A 23276-nucleotide genomic window follows, 5' to 3' on the forward strand; every position below is an offset into this window, starting at 1 on the left:
TGGTCGGCAACCGTCCCGGGGGCCTGCCCGAATTCCTCTATGTCGTCTCGCCGTCCTATGACGCGGGCATCGTCGCGTTCGGCGTCAGCGTGAACGGGCAGACCGCGACGCCGTCGGACGATTTCAACCTCTACACGATCAAGGGGTCGACCTTCGTCAACGGCTTCGTGACTGTGCGGCCGATCGAGCGGGTCGAACTGGGGCTGAACGTCAACAACCTGTTCGACAAACTGGGCTTCCGTGGCGGCGGCAGCCTGAACCCGATCCTGTCGTCGACCAGCGCTGTGTTCAACAACACCGCGCTCTATGGCCGGACGGTGACGGCGTCGGTGCGCTACCGCTTCTGACCATTTTCTCCCCAGCCTGACCATGGGCGGCAGGACTTCGGTCCCGCCGCCCTTTTTTTGTTCATTGTTTGCCGGGAGGCAGGCCACGCACAACAAAACGCCCGACCGGGGCAGTCCCGGCCGGGCGTCGGCACTTCACATGATATATTTGGTCAGGCGGTGACGATCCGGGCGGTCGTACCGTCCAGTGCGAGGCGGAAGAACGGCGCGGCCGTTCCGCCGAAATGCGCGCGGCGGGTGGCGGCGTCGGTCGGCTCCGCGCCGGCGAGGCCCCAGCTATCGACGAAACTGATGACGTCCAGTTCGCCCGTCACCCACCAGCAATAGGCCTGATACGGTTCGGCGGCCGGATTGGCGGCGATCAGCCCCGAGTCGTTGAGCGGCGACCACGGCCCGGTCATGGCGTCGGCGACCATCCCGTACAGCCCGGTCGGCGCGCCGGTGCCGGGGACGAACCGCTTGCCTTGCGTCGACCAGAACAAATAATAAAGACCGTCGCGAAGCACGATATGCGGCCGTTCGAGCTCGCTGTTGACGCCGATCGCCTCGACCAGCGGGGGGGCGAGATGCCATGGCGCGTCGGGCGACGCGCGTTCGGCGACGCCGATGATGCCGTCATGCACATCGTCGACCCAGCCGGCCGATCCGACGAACAGCAGATAGTCGATGCCGGTTGCCGGATCGCGGAAATAGCCGGGATCGCGGAACCCCTTGATCCGGCCATCGACCGCGTCGCCCTGATCGGCGCGCAGATAGGTGACGCCGTCCGCCGCGACCGATTCGACCGGTGGCGACCAGTCACCAACGCGGCCACCCTCGAACCGCCCGACCGTTTCGAACAGGCGTTGCTCGAAGGTGCGCGCCTGCCCCCGCCGGCCCGAAGCGGTGAAATACATCGTCAGCGTCGTGCCGTCGTCGGCGAGTACCGCTGACCCGGACCATTCGCGGCTGCCCGGCGCGAAGCCGTCGGGAAAGGCATCACCATGATCGCGCCAGCCATCCGCGCCATGGCTAGTCAGACGGATGCGCGCCGCGTCGTGGCGATCGTCGGGATCGGTGAAGCGCGGCGTGGCGAGGAAGAACCACCAGCTCCGCCCGTCGACGATCATGGTACGCCCGTCGGCATCGGCGATCTGCCACATGTCCCACAGGTCGTGACCGGGCAGGATCGCGCGGACGTCCTTGTCCGTGAACACCGGCAGCGCGGCGGCGGGCTGATCCGCCGCCAGTCGCGCGGCCTCGATCGACCAGTGGGTCGGGGTGGTCCGGGTCAGGGCCGGGGAGCAGGCAGTCGTCGTCATAGCGTCTCCAGCGCGAAGAGCGCGACGCTCTCCGCCTTCATTGCGGGCATCGGCAGGCCGGCCTGCGCCAGCCAGTCGCCATCGAACGCCACGCCCTCCCCCCGCATCGCGGCGAACAGCGGGGCGTCGGGGGGCGGATGGCCGTCCTCGCTCGCCAGATCGATCAGGCGGACGCGCACCGCGCCCGCTCCATTCAGCGGCGGCAGCGGGATCGCCGGCGGACGGCGCAGCGTGGTCGGATCGGTGCGGGTGACGCTCAGCAGCCAGTCGCCCGGTTCGCCGTGCAACTGCCACACCAGCCCGTCCGCACCCTCGCCCAGCCACAGCCGGCCATGGTGGAGCCGGCCGCGCAGCGCCTTGTAGCGCGCGATCGCCATTGCTAGGATTTCTGCGTCGCGATCGCGGATCGTCGCGGGGTCGAGTTCGACGCCGAGGTGCCCCGGCAGCGCGACGGCGGCGCGGAACGCCATCCCCTGACGGCGGCCGGTCGAATGCGCCGGGCTGGCGCCGACATGCGCGCCCATCATCTCGGGCGGCAGGAAATGGAGGAAGCCGCGCTGCATCCTAACCCGGCTGACCGCATCGATACAGTCGCTGGTCCAGAACCGGTGGCTGCGCGTGGCGATGCCGGCGTCGATCCGCCCGCCACCGCCGGCGCACGCCTCGATCTCGACCGCCGGGTGCGCCACGCGCAGCCGGTCGAACAGCGCATAGGCACCCAGCACCTGCGCATGATAGCCCGCGCGTCCGTCGGCCCCGCCGGCGGGGGCCAGATCGCGGTTGTGATCCCATTTGAGATAGGCGATCGGCAGGTCGCGCAGCAGCCGGTCGATCGCATCGAACAGATAGTCACGCACTGCCGGGCGCCCGAGATCGAGCACCCACTGGTTGCGCGAGGTAAGCCTGGGCACGCCGGCCACCTGCAACGCCCAGTCGGGATGGGCGCGGGCGAGGTCGCTGTCGGGGTTGACCATTTCCGGTTCGACCCACAGCCCGAATTCCATGCCCAGCGCGACGACATGGTCCGCCAGCGGTTTCAGCCCGCGCGGATATTTGACCGGATCGGTGGTCCAGTCGCCGAGCGCGGCGGTATCGTCGTCGCGCCTTGTGAACCAGCCGTCGTCGAGCACGAACCGTTCGACGCCGAGCGCGGCCGACCGGTCGGCCAGCGCCATCAACGCCGCTTCGTCGTGATCGAAGTAGAAGCCTTCCCAACTGTTGACATGTACCGGGCGCGGCGGCGCGCCGGCGGCGGGCCATGGCGCGCGGGCGCGGACCGCCGCGTGAAAGCCGTGGATCGCGCCGTTGATGCCATCGGCGGAACATACCGCCAGCATTTCCGGGCTGTCATGGCGCTCGCCCGGGGCCAGCCGCACTTCGCCCGGCGCCAGCGCCTCGCCCATCTGCAACACCCAGACGCCGTCGTCGTCGCGCTCGATCGCCAGCCGGTGGTTGCCCGACCACGCCAGTTGCGCGCCATGCACCCGCCCGGCATGCCACCCCGCCGCCGGTCCGGTCACGAACAGCCCCGGCGGCCCGGCATGGCCGGTCAGCCCGCGCCGGTTCTCCCGCACCCAGCCATGCGCTGGCATCGGTTCGGCATAAGGCACGAATTCGGCATTGTGCCGCCCGGTGAAGCTGTGGATCGCCACGCAGTCGGCGGGCAGCGGCAGCGTCCCCGCCGCCAGCCATGCGATGTCGAGCAGGTCGTCGCCGTCGTTCACCACCGATGCCGACAGGACGAGCGCGCCATCGGTTCGGGCGATCCGCTGGACGATAGTGATCCGCGCTATGCGATCGACCAGCGTCACCGTGATCGCATCGTCGCCCGTCTCGACCGACTGCGTTTCGAACCAGTGGGCGAACGATCGTCCCGCCCGGTGCGCGTCGAGCGAGGCGGGGCCGAACCACCCGGTTCCGCGCGCCGGGACCACCGGCGACGGCTGATCCACGTCGAGCGAGAAGGAGGCCGGCGGGCGGACGTCGGCGATCGGCGGCAGTCGGTCGGTCCCGACGCGCGGCCCCCACCAGCGCCACACCGGGGGCAATACGCCGCGTTGCTCGATCACGACGCTGCCGTCGCCGGCATGGAGCGCGGCGATCATGCGGTCGCTCCGACCGGCAGCCCGGCGGCGTTGCGCTCGCGCACGCTCCACACCGCCGCCGCCGCCGCGAACATCAGCACGCCGCACAGCGTCAGCACGTTGCGCGGATCACCGCCCAGCAACCGGTCGTAGAACAGCCACATCGTGCCCGAGAAGATCAGCATCGGGATGACGATCATCATGTTGAAGATGCCCATGTACACCCCGGTCCGCTCCGGCGGGATCGATCCGGCGAGGATGACATAGGGGTTGCCCATGATGCTGGCCCAGCCGATGCCGATGCCGATCGCCGGTAGGAACAGCATCCATTTGTCGACGATATGCGGCAGCCACAGCATCCCCGCCCCCGCCAACACCAGGCACAGCGCATGGAGCGAGGCCGCGCCCATCCGTTTGGCGAGCGGCACCATCGCGAAGGCGGCGAGGAAGGCGATGCCGTTGTAGAACGCCGCCATCTCGCCGTTGGTCAGCACCGCCGAATGAAAGCCCGACGAGGTGGCGACCGACGTACCATAGACCGACCGGCCGATCGAATAGATGACATAGCCCCAATAGGCCGCCATCGCATACCATTGGAACAGGCTCATCAGCGCCAGCTTGCGCATCGCCTGTGGCATGTCGCGAATCGCCGAACCGATCTCGGTCAGCATCGCGCCGAACCCCTTGGGCTCGGCGGCGATCCGCGCGCGCTCTTGCGGAGCCAGCGGCAGTTCGGGCACGCGCCAGATCGACCACAGGATCGTCGAGAAGCTGAGGATCGCGCCGAGCATGAAGGTGATCCGCGCGGTATAGGGGATGTTGTGGGTATCGACCCAGTCCTGGTTCATCCCCGCCCACACCAGCAGCGACGGGGTGAGGAACGCCAGCATCTGCGCCAGGCCGGTGAAGGCGCTTTGCGACAGGAAGCCGATCTGGTGCTGGTCCTCGTTCAGCCGGTCGGACACATAGGCGCGGTACGGCTCCATCGTGATGTTGTTGCCGGCATCGAGGATCCACAGCAGCGACACCGCCATCAGCAGCGACGAGCTGAGCGGCATGAAGAACAGCCCCAGCGCGCACAGCACCGCGCCGGCGATGAAATAGGGGGTGCGCCGTCCGAAGCGGCTGTCGGTCCGGTCGCTCAAGGCACCGATGACCGGCTGGACCAGCAGCCCGGTGATCGGCCCGGCCAGCCCCAGCAACGGCAACGTCGCCTCCGATGCGCCGAGATAGCTGTAGATCGGCGCCATATTCCCCTGCTGCAACCCGAACGAGAATTGCAGCCCGAGGAACCCGAGGTTCATCTCAAGGATACGGGGCAGGGACAGGCGGGGCTTGGTGGCGGGCAGACGCATCGGACATCCTCACAGTCGCGAACAAGCCCGTCTGGCGCGGGCTTGTGGATATGATACGCCGCCGCCCGGATCATTGCAACAATCGATTGCAGGATAGTCGGCGTTGCCTTGCATACCCGACGCATGCCATTCGTGTCGCAAGCGAACCAGAAGGTCCGCAACGGGAGAAGATGATGAAACGGTTGGCATTCATCCTGCTGGCGGCATCGGCCCCCGCCGTGGCTGGTCCCGTGCAGACCTCGCCGTCGCTGGGCGCGGACAATTACCGGGTGGACATGCCGATGGCGGCCCCCGCCGGCACCCCGCGCTTCGCCGACGAGTTCGACGCGCCTGCCATCGACACCACCCGCTGGCGCTACGACACGGCGCGCAACAAGGCCGGATGGTACAACAACGAACGGCAATATTACGCCGCCGACCGCCCCGAGAACGCGCGGATCGAGCGCGGCGCGCTGGTGATCGAGGCGCGGGCCGAACGGCTGCGCGATCGGCCGGACTGGGGCGGACAGGCGTATAGCTCGGCGAAGCTCGTGACCCGCCAGCCGCTGGGCTACGGCTTCTATGAAATCCGCGCGCAACTGCCGTGCGGACGCGGCATCTGGCCGGCGATCTGGCTGCTGCCACCCGACGGCAAATGGCCCGATGCCGGTGAGATCGACGTCATGGAAATGGTCGGCTCGAATCCCGGCGTGGTGCTTGGCACCGTTCACAGCGGTGCGTTCAACCATGTGAAGGGGACGCAGCGCGGCGCCGAAACCACCCTGCCCCGCGCCTGCGATTCGATGCACCGCTATCAGCTCGAATGGACCCCCGACACGATCACCATCGGCATCGACGGGCGGGGCTATATGCGGGTCCGCAACGACCGGCCGGGCGGGCAAGCGGCATGGCCGTTCACCCGCCCCTACGACCTGATCCTCAACGTCGCGGTCGGCGGCGACTGGGCCGGCGCGCGCGGGATCGACGACACCGCCTTTCCACAGGCGATGCGGGTCGATTACGTCCGCTACTGGGCGCGCTGACTCAGCGGCCCAGCAGGCTGCCGATCAACCCGATGTTGGTCCGCCCGAGTTCGACCACCGCATCGCCGCGTCCGCTCAGGATCGCCTTGGCGGCATAAAGGGTGAAGCCGGTCATCTGTTCGAGCGTCAGCTTGGGCGGCATCGACAATTCGGTCCGTGCCGTCACCGCGTCGAGCAGCGCGGGGCCGGGATGCGCCAGTACCTCGGCCACGCCTGCCCGTACGTGCGCCGGATCGGTCACGCGCACGCCGTGGATGCCCATCGCCCGCGCGACGGCGGCGAAATCGGGATTGTCGAGCGCGACGCCCGTCTCGATCATGCCCGCCGCCTTCATCTCCAGTTCGACGAACCCCAGTGTGCCGTTGTTGAAGACGATGATCTTCACCGGCAATCCCGACTGCCGCACCGTCAGCAACTCGCCCATCAACATGGCGAGGCCGCCGTCGCCCGACAGGCTGACGACCTGACGGCCGGGCGCGGTTGCCTGCACGCCGATGGCATGGGGCAGCGCATTGGCCATCGATCCGTGGTTCCACGACCCGATCAACCGCCGCCGCCCGTTCATCTTGAGGTAGCGCGCCGCCCAGATCGTCGGCGTGCCGACATCGGCGGTAAAGACCGCGTCGTCGCTTGCGAGGTCGCTGACCACCCGCGCCACTTCCTGCGGGTGGAGGATGCCGCTCCCCGGCTTGCCGTGCGCCAGTTCGTCCAGCCCCTTGCGCGCCTTGGCGTAATTCTCGCGCGCATCGGCGAGGAACGCCCCGTCCCGCCCGGTCGTCAGCCGGGGCAGCACCGCGTCGATCGTCGCCGCGACATCGCCGACGACGCCGAGGTCGATCGCGGTCCGCCGCCCCAGATTTTCGGGACGCAGATCGATCTGCACGACCTTCGCCTGTTCGGGGTAGAATTGCCGATAGGGGAAGTCGGTGCCGAGCATCAGCAGCGTGTCGCAACCCATCATCGCGTCATAGCCGCTCGAAAAGCCGATCAACCCGGTCATGCCGACGTCATAGGGATTGTCGTATTCGACGAATTCCTTGCCGCCCAGCGCATGGACGACCGGCGCCTGCAACCGCTGCGCGATGGCGATCAACTGCGTATGCGCGCCGCGACAGCCGCGCCCGGCGAGGATCGTCACCTTGCCCGCATCGTTCAGCAACGCCGCCAGCTTGGCCAGTCCGCCCTCGCCCGGCACCACCACCGGTGCCGCCGGCAACAACGCGCCGCCATTGCGCGCCAGCACCCCCTTGGTCGAGGTCAGCGCCACGTCGCCCGGCATCGCCACCACCGCGACGCCGCGATGCCCCGTCGCCGCGCGGATCGCGGTGTCGAGCGTGCGCGGCATCTGCTCGCCGGTCGTGATCGTCTCGCAATAGACGCTGCATTCGCGGAACAGCGCCTCGGGCCGCGTCTCCTGGAAATAATTCGATCCGATCTCGCCGCTGGGAATCTGCGCGGCGATCGCCAGCACCGGCACGCGGCTGCGATGCGCGTCGTACAGCCCGTTGATGAGGTGCATGTTGCCCGGCCCGCACGATCCCGCGCATACCGCCAGCTTGCCCGTCAACTGCGCCTCGGCGGCGGCGGCGAACGCGCCCGCCTCTTCGTTGCGGACATGGACCCATTCGATCTTGCCCTGCCGCCGCAGGCTGTCGGTCAGGCCGTTGAGGCTGTCGCCGACCACGCCATAGATGCGCTCGACCCCGGCCAGATGCAGGGTTTCGGCAAAGAGATCGGCGACGCTGGTCTTGGGCATGAACTACTCCGGGGAACGAACCGGCCTGCGGTGCCGGTGCGCGCTGAACGCTCAGGCGCCCCAAGGGTTCGGTACGCCGCGCCGGTTTGACGCTGCCGCCGGTTCCTGTTTGATAGGGCACGGTCGTTGCTTCGGTCCGAAACGTGAAGGAGGAACGATGGCGGCGGTCGACATCAGGGGGCTTTCCAAGCGCTTCGGCGACACGACGGTCCTTCACCCCAGCGACCTGACCATCGCCGACGGGGAATTCGTCGTGCTGGTCGGCCCATCGGGGTGCGGCAAGTCGACGCTGTTGCGGATGATCGCCGGCCTCGAAAGCCCGAGCGATGGCCGCATCACCATCGGCGGGCGCGACGTCACCCATGCCGCCCCCGCCGATCGCGGCGTGGCGATGGTGTTCCAGTCCTATGCGCTCTACCCGCACCTGAGCGTCGCCGGGAATATCGCGTTTCCGCTCAAGGTCGCCCGCCTGCCCAAAGCGGAGATCGCCCGCCGGGTCGAGGAAGCGGCGGCGATGCTCGACCTCACCGACCTGCTCGACCGCCGCCCCCGCGCCTTGTCGGGCGGACAGCGCCAGCGCGTCTCGATCGCCCGCGCGATCGTGCGCCGCCCGCAGGTGCTGCTGCTCGACGAGCCGCTCTCCAATCTCGATTCGTCGCTGCGCGCGCGGATGCGGCACGAATTCGCCCGGCTGCACCAGCAACTCGGCGCGACGATGATCTATGTGACGCACGACCAGTTGGAGGCGATGACGCTGGCCGAACGCATCGTGGTGATGAGCGCTGGCCGCATCGAACAGGTCGGGCAACCGATCGAGGTGTATCGCCGTCCCGCCAGCCTCGCAGTCGCCGCCGCGATCGGATCGCCGGGGATGAACCTACTGCCCGTCACCATCACCGCCGTCGACGCTTCGGGGACGCAGGTCCGCCTGCCCGACGATACGCTGCTGTCGACCGCCGCGCAGGTTCCGTCCTCCGCGATCGGCAGCGCGGCTACGCTCGGCATCCGCCCCGAACATCTGCGCGCGGCGGACGATGGCGCGTTCTGCGGCGCGGTGGAGCTGTTCGAGCGGCTCGGGCCGCTATCGTTCGCGCATCTTGGCCGGCGCGGCGCGACCGATACCATCGTCGCCCAGCTTCCCCCCGACCGCCATGTGACGCTCGGCCAGACCTTGTGCTTCGCCGCCGACCCGGCCGAAACGCACCTGTTCGCGCCCGACGGTCGCGCCTATCCCTTCACCGATCCGCCGAGCAGCCCGGTCAGATAATAGCGTTGGAGCAACAGGAACAGCAGCAATATCGGCATCGTCGTCACCACCGATGCCGCCATCATCAGTTCGCCGTCCGCCGCATGTTCGCGCGCGATTGCCGCCACCGCGACCGGCAGCGTGTAGCGATGCTGGTCCGCCAGCACGATCAGCGGCCACAGGAAATCGTTCCAGCTTCCCAGAAACAGGAACAGCGCCAGCGTGACGACCACCGGCGTCAGCAACGGCAGGACGATGACGCGGAAGATGCGCCGCTCGCTCGCCCCGTCCATCCGCGCGGCATCGATCAGTTCGTCGGGGATCGACAGTGTCGCCTGCCGCACGAACAGGATGGCGAAGATGCCCGCCAGCCCCGGCAGGATCACCCCGGCATAGCTGTTCACCAGCCCCAGTTGCCGGAAGATCAGGAACAGCGGCAGCATCGCGACCTGCCCCGGCACGATCAGCGACGCGATCAGCAGTTTCAGCAACCGGTCGCGCCCGCGAAACCGCAGCTTGGCAAAGGCATAGCCCGCCGGCACCGTCAGCAGCAGCCCGAGCAGCGTCGACAGCGCGGCGATGCCGATGCTGTTCCGGAGCGCGGGCAGGATGCGATAATCGAACCACGCATCGTCGATCCGGCGCCGCACCAGCAGTTCGTGATAATTCTCCAGCGACCAGCGCGACGGCCACAGCGGGATCGGCAGCATCGTCGATTCCCCGCGCGGCATGAACGACACGATCAGCATGTAGAGCAGCGGCGCGACCGTCAGCAGCGTGAGGGCCGCGACCAGCGTGGTCATCAGGGTGGTGCGCAGCGGCTTCCTCATAGCCACTCCGCCCGGCGCGCCAACCGCGTCTGGACGAGCGTTACCGCCAGAATCATCAGGAACAGGATGAAGGCGACCGCGCTCGCCTGCCCCAGATTCCACCATTTGAAGCCTTCGTCGAACATGAAATACAGCACCGTCGTCGTGCTCTGCGCCGGGCCGCCCATCGTCATGACATAGGGTTCGGCGAAGATCTGGAGGAAGCCGGCGACGCTCATCACCGCCGCCAGCATCAGCGTCGGCCCGATCGCCGGCAGCGTCACATGGCGGAACCGGGTCCAGCGCCCCGCCCCATCGAGCCGCGCCGCCTCCATCAGATCCTGCGGCACCGCCGACAGCGCGGCGGTGAACACGATCATGTTGTAGCCAAAGATCTTCCACGTCACGAAGATCAGGATCGCGGGGATCGACGTCGCCGGATTGCCCAGCCAGTCGACCGGCCCCAGCCCGATGATCGCCAGCCCCTGGTTGATGAGCCCGAAGCGTTCGTTGAACAGGAACCGCCACACCACCGCCGTGGCAACCACGCTGGTGACATAGGGGGCGAACAGCGCCACCCGCCACAACGGCTTCCACCGGACCGTCGCATCGTTCAGCAGCAGCGCGGCGGCGAGCGACGCGCCGATCGCCATCGGCACGCCCAGCACGGCGAACAATATGGTATTGCCCAGCGCCCGCCAGAACAGCGGGGTGGTGAGCAGTCCGGTGAAATTGTCGAGCCCGACGAACTTCAGGTTCGCCCGATCGATCAGCGCATAGACCGAATAATCGGTCAGCGAGAGCGCCAGCGCCAGCAGCGTCGGCACCACGAACACGAACAGGATGATCGCCAGCACCGGCAGGGTGAAACCCCATGCGGTCCGTTCCTGACGGGTCATGCCAGCCGCCCCGCATCCACCAGCGCACGCCGCTTGGCCAGCAACCGGTCGACCCGTTCGTCGAGTGCCACCAGCGTCTCGTCGATCGTCAGCGTGCCGCGCACCATCCGTTCGGCGGCCAACTGGATCTCGGTCTGGATACGCTCCCATTCGATCACCGGCGGGATCGGCGCGGGCTGGCGCATCTGTTCGCGAAATGCGGCGAGTTGGGGCTGGGCGAGTTGGGGCGAGGACCACGCATCGACCCGCGCGGGCAAATTGCCGATCAGGTCTTGGAACCGCAATTCGCTCTGCGCCGAGGTCAGATGCCGGACCAGTGCCCATGCCTCGGCCGGGCGGGTCGTCGTCGTCGCGACGCACAGGCTGGCGCTGTCGCCCGACACCGGCCCCGGTCCACGCGGACCGGCCAGCCGCGCGGTGCCCCAACGGTCGGCCGGGATTTCCTTCGCCCGCCGCGTCAGGTCGCGCAGCGTCGTCGGCGCGCTCGGCCAGATCGCGAAATAGCCCTGCGCGAACGCCGCCAGCGGATCTTGCACCTCGGTCGACAGCGCGCGCGGGGCCAGCCCTTCGTCGAACAGCGACTTGTAGAAGGCGAACGCCTCCCGTGCGCGGGGGGCACGGAAATTGCCCCGTGTCGCTCGGTCGCGCAGCGGCTCGGCACGGTTCTGGTGCAGCATCGTCACCAGCGCGCCGGGCCAGTTGAGCAGCATCAGGAACACATACTCGTCCGGCCGCCGCCGTTTGAGCGCCCGGCCCATCGCGCGCCATCCCGCCCAGTCGAGCGGTGGCGTATCGTACCCCGCCTGCCCCAGTATATCGCGGCGGAAATACTGGACCTGCGGCGCGACCGACCACGGGATCGCGAAATCGCGTCCATCGACCGCGACCCCGGCGCGCATCTCGGGGAACAACGGTGCGACCAGCGCGGGCGAGCGCACCGGCGCGATCGCCCCGATCAGCGCGAATTCGCGAATCCAGCTATTGAACAGCATGAACACGTCGGGCAGCGCCGCGCCGGCGAAGGCGGTCAACAGCTTCTCATGGCTCGCGGTGCTGGGCAGCGACTGGACGTCGACCGCGATGCCGGTCGCGGCGGTAAAGCGCGGCATCAGCATCGGCGAATAATCGCCTTCGTAGCTCATCGCCCACAGCTTGAGCGGTTCAGCCGCCGGCGTCCGCACGCAGCCGCTGATTGCCAGTGCCGGAACCGCCTTCAGGACGCTGCGCCTGCTCGGGCGTTCGAAGCTGACACTCGCCCTCATCATTGGACGATGGCGCAATGCAGCGCTTCGCGCCAGTGGCTGGCGGTACTTTCGATATGCCCGGTATGTTCAGCGTCCGTTCCGTACACAATTGAACCGCAATGGTTTTCATAGGTTGATACCGGTTAGTTTCGCGCCGGCCGGGGGAATTTGGCGGGCGTCGTCAGGGGAATATTCATGTCGGTTTCCGGTCGTCGTCGCCTTTCGTGCGGCGCTGCGCTGTTCGTCCTGTTCACGGCAAACGCCCATGCGCAGGAACAGGTGTCGGTGCCGGTTCCCCAAAACGACGAGGGTGCCGAGATCGTCGTCACCGGATCACGCATCGCCCGGCCGGATTATGCCGCGCCCAATCCGGTCGTGTCGTTCGGCGCGGAGGATTTGCAGCAGTCAGGCAACACCAACGTCACGACCTTTCTCCAGCGGGTGCCGGCACTCACCAACTCGCGCGATTCCACCCGGACCGCCGGCAATTCGCAGGCCGATGGTGCGGTGGGACAGGTCGGGCTGAACCTGCTCGACCTGCGCGGCCTAGGGCCGTCGCGCACGCTGGTGCTGGTCAACGGCCGTCGCCATGTCGCGGGGCAGGCCGATACCGCCGCCGTCGACATCAACACCATCCCCACCGACCTGATCCAGCGCGTCGACGTGCTGACCGGTGCCGTCTCGGCGATCTATGGCGCGGACGGCGTATCGGGCGTCGTCAATTTCGTCCTGCGCCGTGATTTCGACGGGGTTGCCGCACGGGGTCAGGTTGGCATTTCCGAACGGGGCGATGCGGGCAACCGTTTCGCCTCGTTCATCGCCGGGCGCAACTTTGCCGATGGTCGCGGCAATTTGACGCTGGCCTATGAATATAATGCCGACGATCCGCTGGCCAACGACGACCGCGATTACTTGTCGCTCGCGCAGCGACAATATTTCGTGAACAGCGATAGTTACGACCCGAACCGCACAGGTAGTTACAAGGTCGAACCGGTCCGCGACCTGCGCTATCCCTATGGCTCGAACCAGGGGTATATCGTCATCGGCGATCAGATATTCCGGGGGGATGGCGCGCGCTACACGCCGGGCCGCAACCTGGTGAACGACGGCTATTCGGTCGGCGGCGACGATACCCCCGTCGCGGGCTATATCGGCGACATCTTTCCGCGCACCGAGCGTCATGCCGTCAACGCGCTGACCCATTTCGATTTCTCGGATGCGTTCAAGCTCAGCCTTGAGGGCAAGTTCGTCCAGACCGAGGTGACGACCTTCGGCGGCTATGGCGGCAATTATCCCGCCACGATCGCGCTGGACAATCCGTTCATTCCGCTGTCGATCCTGAACGCCGCACGCGCCGCCGGCCTTACCTCCGTCGACGTCAGCCGCAACAACTTCGACATTCCCCGCCGGGGCGAGCGCGACCGCCGCCGGACGTGGCGCGGCGTGGTCGACGTGACCGGGGCGATCAGCGATCATGCCAGCTACGACGTGTCCTACACCTATGGCCGCACCGACATCCGCGCAACCAAGCTGAACGACCGGTTGAACGATCAATTCGTCAATGCGCTCGACGCGGTACGCGATCCGGCTTCGGGGGCAGTCATATGCCGCTCGGCGGCGGCACGCGCGGCCGGCTGTCTGCCGGTCAACACCTTTGGCGGCAACAGCGTCGATGGCCGCTCGTTCGGCTATTTCCTGTTCGATCCGGTCAGCAACGCCCGTATCGAACAGCATGTCGCCAATGCGGCGCTGACCGGCGACTTCGGCCAGGCGTTCGCCCTGCCCGGCGGCCCGGTCGCCTTTGCGGTCGGTGGCGAATATCGCCGCGAATCCAGCCGCTTCGATCCAGCGCAGGAACTGGTCGACAATCGCTTCTATCAATATGACGAATATATCATCCCCACCCCGTCGGCCGGCGCGTTCGACGTATGGGAAGCGTTCGGCGAACTGAACGCCCCGCTGTTGAAGGACGTGCCGTTCGCGCACCTCCTGTCGGTCGGCGCGGCGGGCCGCCTGTCGGACTATTCGACGATCGGCTCGACCCGCACCTNNNCTACGCGCCGATCCGGGCGATCACCCTGCGCGGCTCCTATGGCCGGTCGGTCCGGGCGCCCAATATCGGCGAAATCTTTCGCCCGCGCACCGGGACCAGCAACTTCTTCTCCGACCCCTGCTACGTCGCCAACCGCAGTCTGGGCACCTCGTTCCGGTCGGAAAACTGCCGCGCGCTGATCGCCGCCGCCGGGGGCAATTTCGGCAGCTTCACCGCCGCCAACAATCCCAACGCCACCATCTTCATTCCCGGCACGCAGGAGGGCAATCGCGACCTGCGTGCCGAAACCGCCCGCACCTGGACGGCGGGCGTGGTGCTGCGCCCCGACTTTGTTCCCGGCCTGTCGATCGCGGTCGACTGGTACGACATCGACCTCAGGAACGCGATCAACACCCCCGACGCCAACACCGTCGCCGAACTCTGCGTCGACCAGCCGACCCTCGACAACGCCTATTGCCGCTCGATCACCCGCGCACCGGGCAGCGGCTTCATCAACGGCTTCATCGTCCAGCCGCAGAATGTCGCCGCTTTCCGCACCGCCGGCGCCGAACTGAATATCGCCTACCGCTTCACCACGGCGAGCGCGGGGACGTTCGACCTCCGGTTCGTCGGTGGCTATCTCGACCGGCTCGAACAGATCGCGACGCCGGGGGCCGTGACCGAGAACAACGTCGATCAGCCGTTCCGCCCGCAATACAACTTCGTGTTCTCGCCAAGCTGGATCGCCGGGCCGCTGACGCTGTCGTACAATCTGCGCTGGCAGAACGGCGTCCGCCGTTTCGCGCGGATCGATACCGACACCAACCCGACGCTCGTCGCCCCGCGATATTTCCGCTACAAGGAACTGTGGCAGCATGACCTTCAGGCGGAAGTGGCGGCCGGCGACGATTTCTCCTTCTACGGCGGCGTCAACAATCTGGCCGACCAGAAGCCCGATATTGGTTTCGAGACGAACGTGCCGATCTCGCCGGTCGGGCGCTTCTTCTACGTCGGCGCCAAGCTGCGCTACGGTCCACGCTGAGCCTATGATCCGTCGCGGAAATCCGGCATGGCGCGTGCATGCTGCATCGCCCCGTTCCGCTGTTCGCGCCGCTTGGGCGCTACGACGTCGTCATCCCGTGCCATAACCGCGCCCATGTCGTCGCCGACGCGGTGGAAAGCATGCTGGCACAGGATCATGCGCCCGATCACGTCATCGTCGTCGACGACGGGTCGCGCGACGACAGCGCGGGCGTGATCCGCGCGCTGGCGGATGCCCATCCGCAGGTGACGGCGCTCATCCTGCCGCGCAACGTCGGCGCATCGCAGGCACGCAACACCGGCGCGGCGCTCGCCCGCGCCGAATGGATCGCCTTCCTCGACAGCGACGACATCTGGTTGCCGGGTGCCGCCCGCACCTTGCTCGACCCGAAGGTCGCGCACGATCACGACATCGTCGTCGGTCATTTCGCCCGCGTCGAGGGCGATGCCGCACCGCAGGCGCCGGAATGCGGCTGGGACGGCGACTGTATCCGGCGGGGTCTGGCCAGCGGCGGCGTCATCGGGCCAAGCTGGTCAGTGGTCCGCCGGGCGATGGTCGAGACGGTGGGCGGGTTCGACCCGAGCTTCCACAATTGCAACGACTGGGATTTCTACACCCGCGCCGGCGCGGCCGGTGCCCGCTTCGCGCGGATCGATGCCTGTGTCGCGCTGTACCGCACCGTCGCCGGCAGCAGGCTGGTCAACGATACCGCGATCGGTGCGCGCAACGCCGCTCGAGTGCTCGCCCATCCCTATCTGGCGGAGCTGCTGCCGGTCGCTCACTGATCCACTGCGTACCGCACGGAACCCGATCGGGCCGGCGGGAGCTATGCGCGCATGGCAAACGATGATTTCCCCGCCGCACGCGGCCGTGCCGTACCCACCGGACGCTTCGCGCGGCTGAGCGGCTTCGGCCGCCTTGCCGGTGGCGTCGCCGGTGGCATGCTGGCCGAGGGCGCACGGCGACTGGCAAGCGGCGAACGGCCGCAACTGAGCGACCTCGTCCTCACCCCCGCCAATGCGACGCGGGTCGCCGACCGGCTGTCGCACATGCGCGGCGCGGCGATGAAGCTGGGGCAGATGATCTCGATGGATGCCGGCGACGTGCTGCCGCCCGAATTGTCGACGATCCTGTCGCGGCTGCGCAATCAGGGATACCGGATGCCGCCGCAACAGCTCGACCGGGTGCTGCGCGGCGAATGGGGCAACGACTGGCGTCGCCGCTTCCGCCAGTTCGACGCGACCCCGATCGCCGCCGCCTCGATCGGGCAGGTCCACCTCGCCACGCTGCCCGACGGCAGGCTGCTGGCGATCAAGGTGCAATATCCCGGCGTTCGCGACAGCATCGATGCCGATGTCGACAATGTCGCGACCCTGTTGCGCATCTCCAACCTGTTGCCGTCGACGCTCGACCTGAAACCGCTGCTCGGCGAAGCGAAGCGGCAACTGGCCGAGGAAGCGGATTACCGGCGCGAGGGCGAGCAGATGCAGGCCTATGCCGCGCGGCTGAACGGCGACGCGCGCTTCGTCGTGCCCGATCTGTATGAACCGCTGACGACCGGACAGGTGTTGGCGATGTCCTATGTCGAGGGCGAGCCGGTCGAGAGCCTGAGCGATGCGCCGCAGGAGCGCCGCGACGCGGTGACGACCGCGCTGATCGAGCTGGTGCTGCGCGAAATCTTTGAATTCGGGGTGATGCAGACCGATCCCAACTTCGCCAACTACCGCTGGCAGCCGGCGACCGGCAGGCTCGTATTACTCGATTTCGGCGCGGCGCGAACGGTGCCGACGACGACGGCCGATGCCTATCGCGCGCTGATCGAGGCCGGGCTGGCGCGCGACCGCAACCGCATTCGCGAGACGGCGGTGACGACGGGTTTTCTGGGGGTAGCGGCGGCCGAGGCGCATCGCCCCGCCGTCGACCGGATGATCGCGGCGATCGACGATGCGATGAACCGCTCCGGCCCGTTCGACTTCGGCGATCGCGCTTTCGCACCGGTCGTTCGCGAGGAAGCAAAGGCATTGGTTGCCGATCGCGCGACATGGCACGTCCCCGACGTCGAAACGCTGTTCGTCCAGCGCAAGGTCAGCGGCACCGCGCTGCTTGCCGCACGGTTGAAGGCGCGGGTCGACGTCCGTGGCCTTGCCTCCCGTGCGATCGGTGCTTCCCCCGCGCTTGCCGAAGGATCGTGATGCCCCGTTTCCTGATTGCCGAAAGCGAAACGCGGGATGAACGCGATGCCCGCCGCGACCATGCCGGCAAGAGTTCGGGCGAAAGCTATGCCGCAACCTTGCGGCAACTGGCGCCGCATGCCGACATCATGATCGTCGCGCCCGCCGACGCCGATGCCGAACCGATCGGGATTGATGCACTGGAGCGGTTCGACGCGGTGTTCCTGACCGGATCGCCGTTGCACGTCTATGACCCGACCCCGGAGGTCGAACGACAGGTCGCGTTCATGCGCGCGGTCTTCGCGTCGGGCACGCCGGCATTCGGCTCGTGCGCCGGGCTACAGGTCGCGGTGGTGGCGGCGGGCGGCACGGTCCGCAAGATGCCGGAACGCATGGAAGCGGGTATCGCGCGCAGGATCGCCGCGACCGCCGATGGCCGCGATCATCCGCTGCTCGACGGGCGGCCCTGCTGCTGGGACGCACCGGCGATCCATGGCGACGAAGTCGAAACGCTGCCCGATGGCGCGACGCTGCTGGCCGGCAATGCCGCGACGCGGGTGCAGGCGGCGGAGATTCGCCATGATCGCGGCGTGTTCTGGGGCGTGCAATATCACCCCGAACTGGCCCCCGGCGAAATCGCCGTCGCGCTGGAGCGGCAGGCGGACCAGTTGGTCGACGCCGGGCTGGCGGACGACACCGCTGCGGTGCGTGATCGCGCCGCGCAGTTGACCGCGCTGCATCGCACGCCGGAGCGACTGGCACCGCGATGGATGCTGGGCGTCGACGATCAGTTCGCCGACGAACATCTCCGCCGGACCGAGTTGCGCAACTTCCTGACCCATGCGCCAAGACTGAAGGCCGAGGCGAGCCAGCGCTTGCCGATCGCGGTCGCGGCGGACTGATCGGCACAGCGGCTTCAGTCCGGGGCAGATGGCGAACGGAGCATCGGTTTACCAGCGTCGACCAGTCGCCCCATCGCAGGCTGCCTTGCACTGCGCAATGCCGCCAGGGTTCGCATCCGCCGTGCTGCGGACATTCGCGCCAACGCGCGACGTTCGCCGGAGGAGAGGACGAACCGCCGCCAACCGCGCGCGATCATGCAGGCGTCGGTCGATGACCGGACCGGTTCGATCGCGGGTGGCAACGCTTCCGGCACAGCGGGCGTCAACTGCCTCCCGTCGATCGTCGCCGCCGGGCCGGTGGTGATCGCCCGACACATTGCCGTCTCGCGATCGAGCAAGGCGGCGGACGCACCCGGCCGGTTGAGAAACGTCGGCGGAACCGCTTCCGGTCCCGCCAACATCAGCAGCAACGCGATCAGAAGCGCACCTTCACGCCGGCACGGTACGACTGGTTGCGCACATCGTCGCGCCCGACCGAGGCATCGGCCGCGATCGAGAATTCGACACGCTCGCCGCCATAGGCAAGTCCCGCGCCGATCTCGCCCCAGTTCTGGTCCTGCCCCGCCACCGCGAACGGTGCGCGCACCCCGGTGCCGCCGACGAAGCCGGCGTCGAACACGCCCGGCCGATCGTGGAAGTCATGGACGAAATAGGCCGAACCGAACGGCCGCAGCCCGTTCGCCTGTCCATCGAACGACAGCCCGGCGCGACCCTGCACGCTGGTGAAGCGGTCCTCGGCGATCAGCAATGCCGGCCCGGTGCCCCGCTCGGCGATCGGCGTGAAGTCGATCCGGCTCGCGCGGATCGCGACGCGCGGCCCGATGCGCAACGCCTCGCTGCCGAGGCTGTAGCTCGCGCCGACCTCGCTCGACAGCGCCAGCGCATTGTCGCGCCCGCGCAGGTCGAACGTCGTGCCGACCAGCGTCCCGGTCCGCCGCGTCTGCGACTGGAACACGCCCGCGCCGAACTGGGCGTCGAGCGCCGGACCGGTGACGGTCCCGATCTTGCCGTACAGCGTGCCGAGGATCAGTTCGCCGTTCGCGACCTGACCGAAGCGGCGCTCACCGTCGATGTCCGAATAGGACAGGCCGAAGCCGAGCATCGCGGTGTCGGTCACCGCCGCTTCCACGCCGCCGGCGATATAGAAGCCGTCGAACGGATCGCGCGTGTCGCTGCCGAAGGTGCCGGGCATCGACGCACCCGATCCCTTGAGATAGCCGCCCGCCAGATAGGCGGAAACGGTATCGGGCAACACGTTTTCGCGGACGTTGGTGATCGGCGTATCGCCGACGCTCATCGCCTGCCCCGGCGCGACCACGGCGGTCGCGGCGAATTCCAGCGGCTTGCCGATCATCGCGACCGATCCGCCGGCGAAGTTGCCCGGCTGCATCGCCGCCGTCCGCTCGCGATAGAAGCGCGCCATATTGTCGAGGCTGACCGTCCCGATCGCCCGGCGCGCGGTTTCGGCGCGCGGGGCGAGCCCTTCGAGCGAGGCGCGGATCGTCGCGACATCCTGCAGGTCGAGCAGGTCATAGGTGCCGCGCAGCGAGGCATAGGCCGCGCGGTTGTTGTCGAGCAGGCGGGCGTAGGACGTCTGCACCGGCGTGGCCGCAACCACGCTGGCATAGGGGCGCGCGGCGACGGTCGCGGCGACCTGCGTCGCCGAATAGCGCAGTTCGGGGAACAGGATCGCGCTGAACGAGGTCGCGGCAGCGAAGGTGCCGGTGACACCGCCATTGGCGCTGAGCACCGTATAGGCATCGCCGAAGCGCGGCAGCCGGTCGAGCGGGCGCAGCGTCAGCGTGCCGCCGAGCGATGCGGTGCCGGCGACCAGCCGGTCCGACGTGCCGCTGGCGCCGATGTCGATCAGCAACTGGCTGCCGCTGCCGAATGCCGCCGCGCCGGCGACGGAGAGCGTGCCGATCGCATTCGCGCTGCCGGGCGACACGATACCACCCGAGGCGGCAGTCAGCGTGGCAAGCGTGCCGTTGCCGCCGATGGTGCCGCCACCGGCGGCGGTCAGTGCCGATCGGGTAAGTTGCCCGTTGACGGTCAGCAGGCCCTGTTCGACCCGGGTCGGGCCGCTGTAGCTGCTGACCCCGGCAAGGATCAGCTCGCCGCCGCCGCGCTTGGTCAGCCCGCCGATGTCGTTGCCGAAGCCGGCGAGCACTTCCGCCGAATAGCGATCGCGCGCGTCGGTGATGCCGTTGGTCCAGACGTCGACGGTGCCCGACGCGACCGTGACCTCGCGGGTCTGGCGCAGCGCGGTCGGCCCGGCCAGCGCCACGCCCATCTGCGGCGCGCCCCAGCCGGACTTCAGATCGACGCCCGGCGTATCCAGATCGCGCGAGCTGGAGACGAGGATGTCTGCGATCAGCCCGGTGTTATATTCGGGAAACGCCTGCATCAGCAGCGCGGCGAAACCCGACACATTGGGCGCGGCCATCGACGTGCCAGTCAGCGCGCCATAGCCCGGACCGCCGAAGCGGATGAACTGCTGCAACTCGGCGGTGATAATCGTGTTCGCCTGCGTCAGCACCGATGCCGAGAAATCGCGGCCGATGATGGCGACGTTGCCGGGCACGGTCAGGATGTTGGCAAGCGTGCTGGTATAGCCATCGGGATCGCCGCCGACGAAGCGCGCGCCATAGGCGAGCGAGATGCCGACCGCCTGCTGCGCGGCGAAGGTCCGCTCGGCGGCCTCGTCGAAACTGGTGCCGGCCGCGGCGGCGGCGGCGCGACGGTTGAGATAGCCGTTGAGGACGGTCAGCCATGCGTTGGTCGCGGCATTCTGCAACGCCGCCAGCGTGGTCGCGGCATAGATGCCGGGATAGGCGGCGCGGGTATATTTCGCCTGGATCGCGGCGGTGTCGACCGTATAGGTCGTGACGCTGGAGATCACCGAGCTGCCCGGCCCGGCGACGCACCACGTCGCGGTCTGGCCGCAGAAGCTGGTGCTCGGCGCGGCAGTGCCGTTCGCCTGGTAATTGGCGACCGACAGCCAGTTCGAACGCAGCCGCATGTCGTTGAGCGGCGTCACCGCATCGATGCTGGCATGGACCCCGCCGCCGTTGCCCGCCGAAAAGACGACCAGCACGTCGTTCTTCAGGACCGGGTCGTAGAAGCCGTTCAGCGTCTGGCGGAACTGCGCCTGCGCGGTGGCGAGCGACGCGGTATAGGGCAGCGAAGTGCCCGATCCCCAGCTATTGTTGATGATCCGCACCTTCCCCGTATTGGCAAGGTCGACGATGTTGTCGCGCGGGGTCGACACGGTCGTGCCGTCGAGCACCTGATCCTTCCACCACAGGAAGTCGCCCGCCGCGAAGTTGATCGTCGCCGACAGGATGTTCGCGCCATAGACATTGCCGAACATCCGTTGCCCGGCGACGCGCGCGCCGGCAGCGGTTCCGGCGACATGGGTGCCGTGGATTTCCCACGGGCGACGAGGATTGACCTGCCCGTCATTGCCATAGCCGGCGGGGGCGACGGTGCGGATACCGCTGATCTTGCCGCTGCCGCCGAACAGCGGATGGCCGAAGGCGACGCCCGAATCGTTGATGCCGATCGTCTGACCGCTGCCGTTCAGTCCGAGGACATAGGCATATTCGAGGCCGAGATAGCTCTTGGTATAATCGACCGCGAACTGCGCGTCCTTGCGCCATGAATCGAGTGCTGCGGCATAGTCGGTCGTCCGCTGTCCGTTGGCCATGAAATAACCGCCGGTCGGTGCCGGCGGTGCGGGCAGGTTGGTCGATTGCGCGGCGGCCGGCATCGCGACCAGCGCGGTCGATCCCAGCGATACGATCTTGGCCAGCGGTGCCGGTTGGTGCAGGCTCTAGGTGTTTGATCCCGGTGAAGCGCCCTGGGTTTCGCGGAGGCATTTGGGACCGAAGAGGCGATGGTTGTTGAACCAGCCGACCCAGCGCAGCGTCGCGATCTCGACCGCAGCGAGGCTGGGCCAGGACCGCTGACGCCAGATGACCTCGGCCTTGAACATGCCGTTGATGGCTTCGGCCAGGGCATTGTCGTAGGAATCCCCAAGGCTGTCGACGGGCGGCACCAGTTGTGCCCCGGCGAGACGCTGGGTGTAGCTCATCGCGAGATATTGCGAGCCCTTGTCCGAATGATGCACGAGTTCGTCCCTGCCGGTCGGTCGCCTAGCATGGATGGCCTGCTCGAGCGCGTCGAGCACGAAGCCCGCCGTCGCGGATGCGCTAACCTTCCATCCGACGATCCGGCGCGCGAAAGCGTCGATGACGAAGGCGACGTAGACGACCCCCCCCCAGGTGTGGACGTAGAGCCTGCCCCGACGAAGGGCCGGGTGAAATCCACGACCCACAACGCATTCGGGTGCTTGACGCGAAAGGCACGGTTGACCTTGTCGAGCGGACACGTCGCCTTCCGGTCGGGCACCGTGGTAATGCAGGTCCCGCCCCGTCGTACGCCCGCCAGCCCCATGGTCCCCATCAGCCGTTCCACCGTGCATCTGGCGATCCTGATCTGCTCGCGCAGCAACTGGCGCCACACCTTGCGGGCGTCGTAAAGCCCGAAGCTCGCCTCATGGACGCGCCAGATATGACCCTTCAGCGCATCGTCGCGCCGTCCCCGAGCCGGACGTTTGTCCGGATCGATGCGGCGTGCCACATGGCGGCGATAGGCGGAGGGGGCTATCGCCAGTTCCCGGCAGATCGGCTCGATCCCCAACTCCGCACGATGATCGTCGATGAACGCCATCGTGATTCTCCGTGGCGGTCGAGCTCCGCCTGCGCGAAATATGCCGACGCCTTCCTGAGTATCTCATTGGCCCGGCGAAGCTCCTTCACCTCACGCTCCAGCAGCCGCAGCCGTTCGCGGTCATCGGCCGCCTGCGCGACCGGACCGGACCGGCACGCCGCGACGCATCGTCCCGGCACCAGCGCCGCAACGTCTCCGCCGTACAGCCGATCTTGCCGGCAATCGAGGTGATCGCTTCCCGTTCCGAAGCGTGATCCGCCCGGTGCTTGCCCACCATCCGACCCCCCGCTCGCGGATTTCGGGGGGAGAGTTTGTTTGTCGTCTTGCTCATT

General features: G+C 67.8%; 15 protein-coding genes, 2 pseudogenes and 1 other annotated feature. Of the genes and pseudogenes, 8 read left to right on the forward strand and 9 right to left on the reverse strand.

Annotated features, from left to right (window positions below):
* Nucleotides 1-347 (forward strand): annotated as a pseudogene (locus ASE78_RS19500) (TonB-dependent receptor); the annotation flags it as partial.
* 152 nt (nucleotides 348-499) lie between these two features.
* Here the strand turns inward: ASE78_RS19500 and ASE78_RS07360 are convergent.
* The 3 genes from ASE78_RS07360 to ASE78_RS07370 are packed head-to-tail and all read right to left on the reverse strand — an operon-like array spanning nucleotide 500 to nucleotide 5087.
* Complete coding sequence (locus ASE78_RS07360) at nucleotides 500-1648, reverse strand: glycoside hydrolase family 68 protein (protein ID WP_082467048.1); 1149 nt, start codon at nucleotides 1646-1648, stop codon at nucleotides 500-502.
* Nucleotides 1645-3753: an alpha-galactosidase gene (locus tag ASE78_RS07365; RefSeq protein WP_056495058.1), complete on the reverse strand. Its 2109-nt coding sequence runs from the start codon at nucleotides 3751-3753 to the stop codon at nucleotides 1645-1647. The genes ASE78_RS07360 and ASE78_RS07365 overlap by 4 nt, the downstream gene beginning before the upstream one ends.
* On the reverse strand, nucleotides 3750-5087 hold the full coding sequence (locus tag ASE78_RS07370) for an MFS transporter (RefSeq protein ID WP_056495061.1): 1338 nt from the start codon (nucleotides 5085-5087) through the stop codon (nucleotides 3750-3752). The genes ASE78_RS07365 and ASE78_RS07370 overlap by 4 nt, the downstream gene beginning before the upstream one ends.
* Nucleotides 5088-5260: 173 nt before the next feature.
* Between ASE78_RS07370 and ASE78_RS07375 the strand changes: the two genes are divergently transcribed.
* On the forward strand, nucleotides 5261-6109 hold the full coding sequence (locus ASE78_RS07375; protein WP_082467072.1) for a family 16 glycosylhydrolase: 849 nt from the start codon (nucleotides 5261-5263) through the stop codon (nucleotides 6107-6109).
* Nucleotide 6110: 1 nt separating this feature from the next.
* Here ASE78_RS07375 and poxB read toward each other — a convergent pair whose 3' ends face one another.
* Nucleotides 6111-7865, reverse strand: coding sequence for a ubiquinone-dependent pyruvate dehydrogenase (gene poxB / locus ASE78_RS07380; protein ID WP_056495064.1), 1755 nt, complete (start codon nucleotides 7863-7865; stop codon nucleotides 6111-6113).
* A 157-nt stretch (nucleotides 7866-8022) separates the two neighbouring features.
* Between poxB and ASE78_RS07385 the strand changes: the two genes are divergently transcribed.
* Entirely contained in the window at nucleotides 8023-9132 is a 1110-nt protein-coding gene (locus ASE78_RS07385; protein ID WP_056495067.1) for an ABC transporter ATP-binding protein, read from the forward strand.
* Here ASE78_RS07385 and ASE78_RS07390 read toward each other — a convergent pair.
* The 3 genes from ASE78_RS07390 to ASE78_RS07400 are packed head-to-tail and all read right to left on the reverse strand — an operon-like array spanning nucleotide 9093 to nucleotide 12081.
* Nucleotides 9093-9941: a carbohydrate ABC transporter permease gene (locus ASE78_RS07390; protein ID WP_056495070.1), complete on the reverse strand. Its 849-nt coding sequence runs from the start codon at nucleotides 9939-9941 to the stop codon at nucleotides 9093-9095. The two genes, ASE78_RS07385 and ASE78_RS07390, sit on opposite strands and share 40 nt — an antisense overlap.
* Nucleotides 9938-10819: a carbohydrate ABC transporter permease gene (locus ASE78_RS07395; RefSeq protein ID WP_056495072.1), complete on the reverse strand. Its 882-nt coding sequence runs from the start codon at nucleotides 10817-10819 to the stop codon at nucleotides 9938-9940. The genes ASE78_RS07390 and ASE78_RS07395 overlap by 4 nt, the downstream gene beginning before the upstream one ends.
* Nucleotides 10816-12081 carry an extracellular solute-binding protein gene (locus tag ASE78_RS07400; protein ID WP_200911007.1) on the reverse strand — a complete coding sequence of 422 codons (1266 nt, stop codon included), beginning with the start codon at nucleotides 12079-12081 and terminating at the stop codon, nucleotides 10816-10818. The genes ASE78_RS07395 and ASE78_RS07400 overlap by 4 nt, the downstream gene beginning before the upstream one ends.
* Before the next feature lie 177 nt (nucleotides 12082-12258).
* On the opposite strand from ASE78_RS07400, the gene ASE78_RS19505 reads away from it, so the two are divergent.
* The 5 genes from ASE78_RS19505 to ASE78_RS07425 all read left to right on the forward strand — a co-directional run.
* On the forward strand, nucleotides 12259-14113 hold a 1855-nt coding region (locus ASE78_RS19505; RefSeq protein WP_235514907.1), incomplete at its 3' end, for a TonB-dependent receptor plug domain-containing protein.
* 28 nt (nucleotides 14114-14141) lie between these two features.
* Complete coding sequence (locus ASE78_RS19510) at nucleotides 14142-15137, forward strand: TonB-dependent receptor (protein WP_235514918.1); 996 nt, start codon at nucleotides 14142-14144, stop codon at nucleotides 15135-15137.
* A gap of 38 nt (nucleotides 15138-15175) precedes the next feature.
* Complete coding sequence (locus ASE78_RS07415) at nucleotides 15176-15922, forward strand: glycosyltransferase family 2 protein (protein WP_056495082.1); 747 nt, start codon at nucleotides 15176-15178, stop codon at nucleotides 15920-15922.
* 51 nt (nucleotides 15923-15973) lie between these two features.
* On the forward strand, nucleotides 15974-17329 hold the full coding sequence (locus ASE78_RS07420) for an ABC1 kinase family protein (protein ID WP_056495085.1): 1356 nt from the start codon (nucleotides 15974-15976) through the stop codon (nucleotides 17327-17329).
* Nucleotides 17329-18210 carry a type 1 glutamine amidotransferase gene (locus ASE78_RS07425; protein ID WP_056495088.1) on the forward strand — a complete coding sequence of 294 codons (882 nt, stop codon included), beginning with the start codon at nucleotides 17329-17331 and terminating at the stop codon, nucleotides 18208-18210. The genes ASE78_RS07420 and ASE78_RS07425 overlap by 1 nt, the downstream gene beginning before the upstream one ends.
* Nucleotides 18211-18625: 415 nt before the next feature.
* Here ASE78_RS07425 and ASE78_RS18630 read toward each other — a convergent pair whose 3' ends face one another.
* Both ASE78_RS18630 and ASE78_RS07435 read right to left on the reverse strand, forming a co-directional pair.
* The gene (locus tag ASE78_RS18630; RefSeq protein ID WP_056495091.1) at nucleotides 18626-21982 is read right to left on the reverse strand and encodes a S8 family serine peptidase; all 3357 of its coding nucleotides are present in this window, start codon (nucleotides 21980-21982) and stop codon (nucleotides 18626-18628) included.
* Between the two features lie 63 nt (nucleotides 21983-22045).
* Nucleotides 22046-23275 (reverse strand): annotated as a pseudogene (locus ASE78_RS07435) (IS3 family transposase).
* Nucleotides 22873-22989 (reverse strand) — a sequence feature (AL1L pseudoknot). (Overlaps the previous pseudogene by 117 nt.)
* Nucleotide 23276 lies beyond the last annotated feature (1 nt).

This window comes from Sphingomonas sp. Leaf25 (assembly GCF_001421635.1).
In the GTDB taxonomy this organism is placed as follows: domain Bacteria; phylum Pseudomonadota; class Alphaproteobacteria; order Sphingomonadales; family Sphingomonadaceae; genus Sphingomonas.

What these genes read in the sequence shown, in the direction of transcription:
- ASE78_RS07360 (WP_082467048.1), bottom strand. Translation starts at nt 1,648, where the DNA reads ATGACGACGACTGCCTGCTCCCCGGCCCTGACCCGGACCACCCCGACC.
- ASE78_RS07365 (WP_056495058.1), bottom strand. Translation starts at nt 3,753, where the DNA reads ATGATCGCCGCGCTCCATGCCGGCGACGGCAGCGTCGTGATCGAGCAA.
- ASE78_RS07370 (WP_056495061.1), bottom strand. Translation starts at nt 5,087, where the DNA reads ATGCGTCTGCCCGCCACCAAGCCCCGCCTGTCCCTGCCCCGTATCCTT.
- ASE78_RS07375 (WP_082467072.1), top strand. Translation starts at nt 5,261, where the DNA reads ATGAAACGGTTGGCATTCATCCTGCTGGCGGCATCGGCCCCCGCCGTG.
- poxB (WP_056495064.1), bottom strand. Translation starts at nt 7,865, where the DNA reads ATGCCCAAGACCAGCGTCGCCGATCTCTTTGCCGAAACCCTGCATCTG.
- ASE78_RS07385 (WP_056495067.1), top strand. Translation starts at nt 8,023, where the DNA reads ATGGCGGCGGTCGACATCAGGGGGCTTTCCAAGCGCTTCGGCGACACG.
- ASE78_RS07390 (WP_056495070.1), bottom strand. Translation starts at nt 9,941, where the DNA reads ATGAGGAAGCCGCTGCGCACCACCCTGATGACCACGCTGGTCGCGGCC.
- ASE78_RS07395 (WP_056495072.1), bottom strand. Translation starts at nt 10,819, where the DNA reads ATGACCCGTCAGGAACGGACCGCATGGGGTTTCACCCTGCCGGTGCTG.
- ASE78_RS07400 (WP_200911007.1), bottom strand. Translation starts at nt 12,081, where the DNA reads ATGAGGGCGAGTGTCAGCTTCGAACGCCCGAGCAGGCGCAGCGTCCTG.
- ASE78_RS07415 (WP_056495082.1), top strand. Translation starts at nt 15,176, where the DNA reads ATGCTGCATCGCCCCGTTCCGCTGTTCGCGCCGCTTGGGCGCTACGAC.
- ASE78_RS07420 (WP_056495085.1), top strand. Translation starts at nt 15,974, where the DNA reads ATGGCAAACGATGATTTCCCCGCCGCACGCGGCCGTGCCGTACCCACC.
- ASE78_RS07425 (WP_056495088.1), top strand. Translation starts at nt 17,329, where the DNA reads ATGCCCCGTTTCCTGATTGCCGAAAGCGAAACGCGGGATGAACGCGAT.
- ASE78_RS18630 (WP_056495091.1), bottom strand. Translation starts at nt 21,982, where the DNA reads ATGCCGGCCGCCGCGCAATCGACCAACCTGCCCGCACCGCCGGCACCG.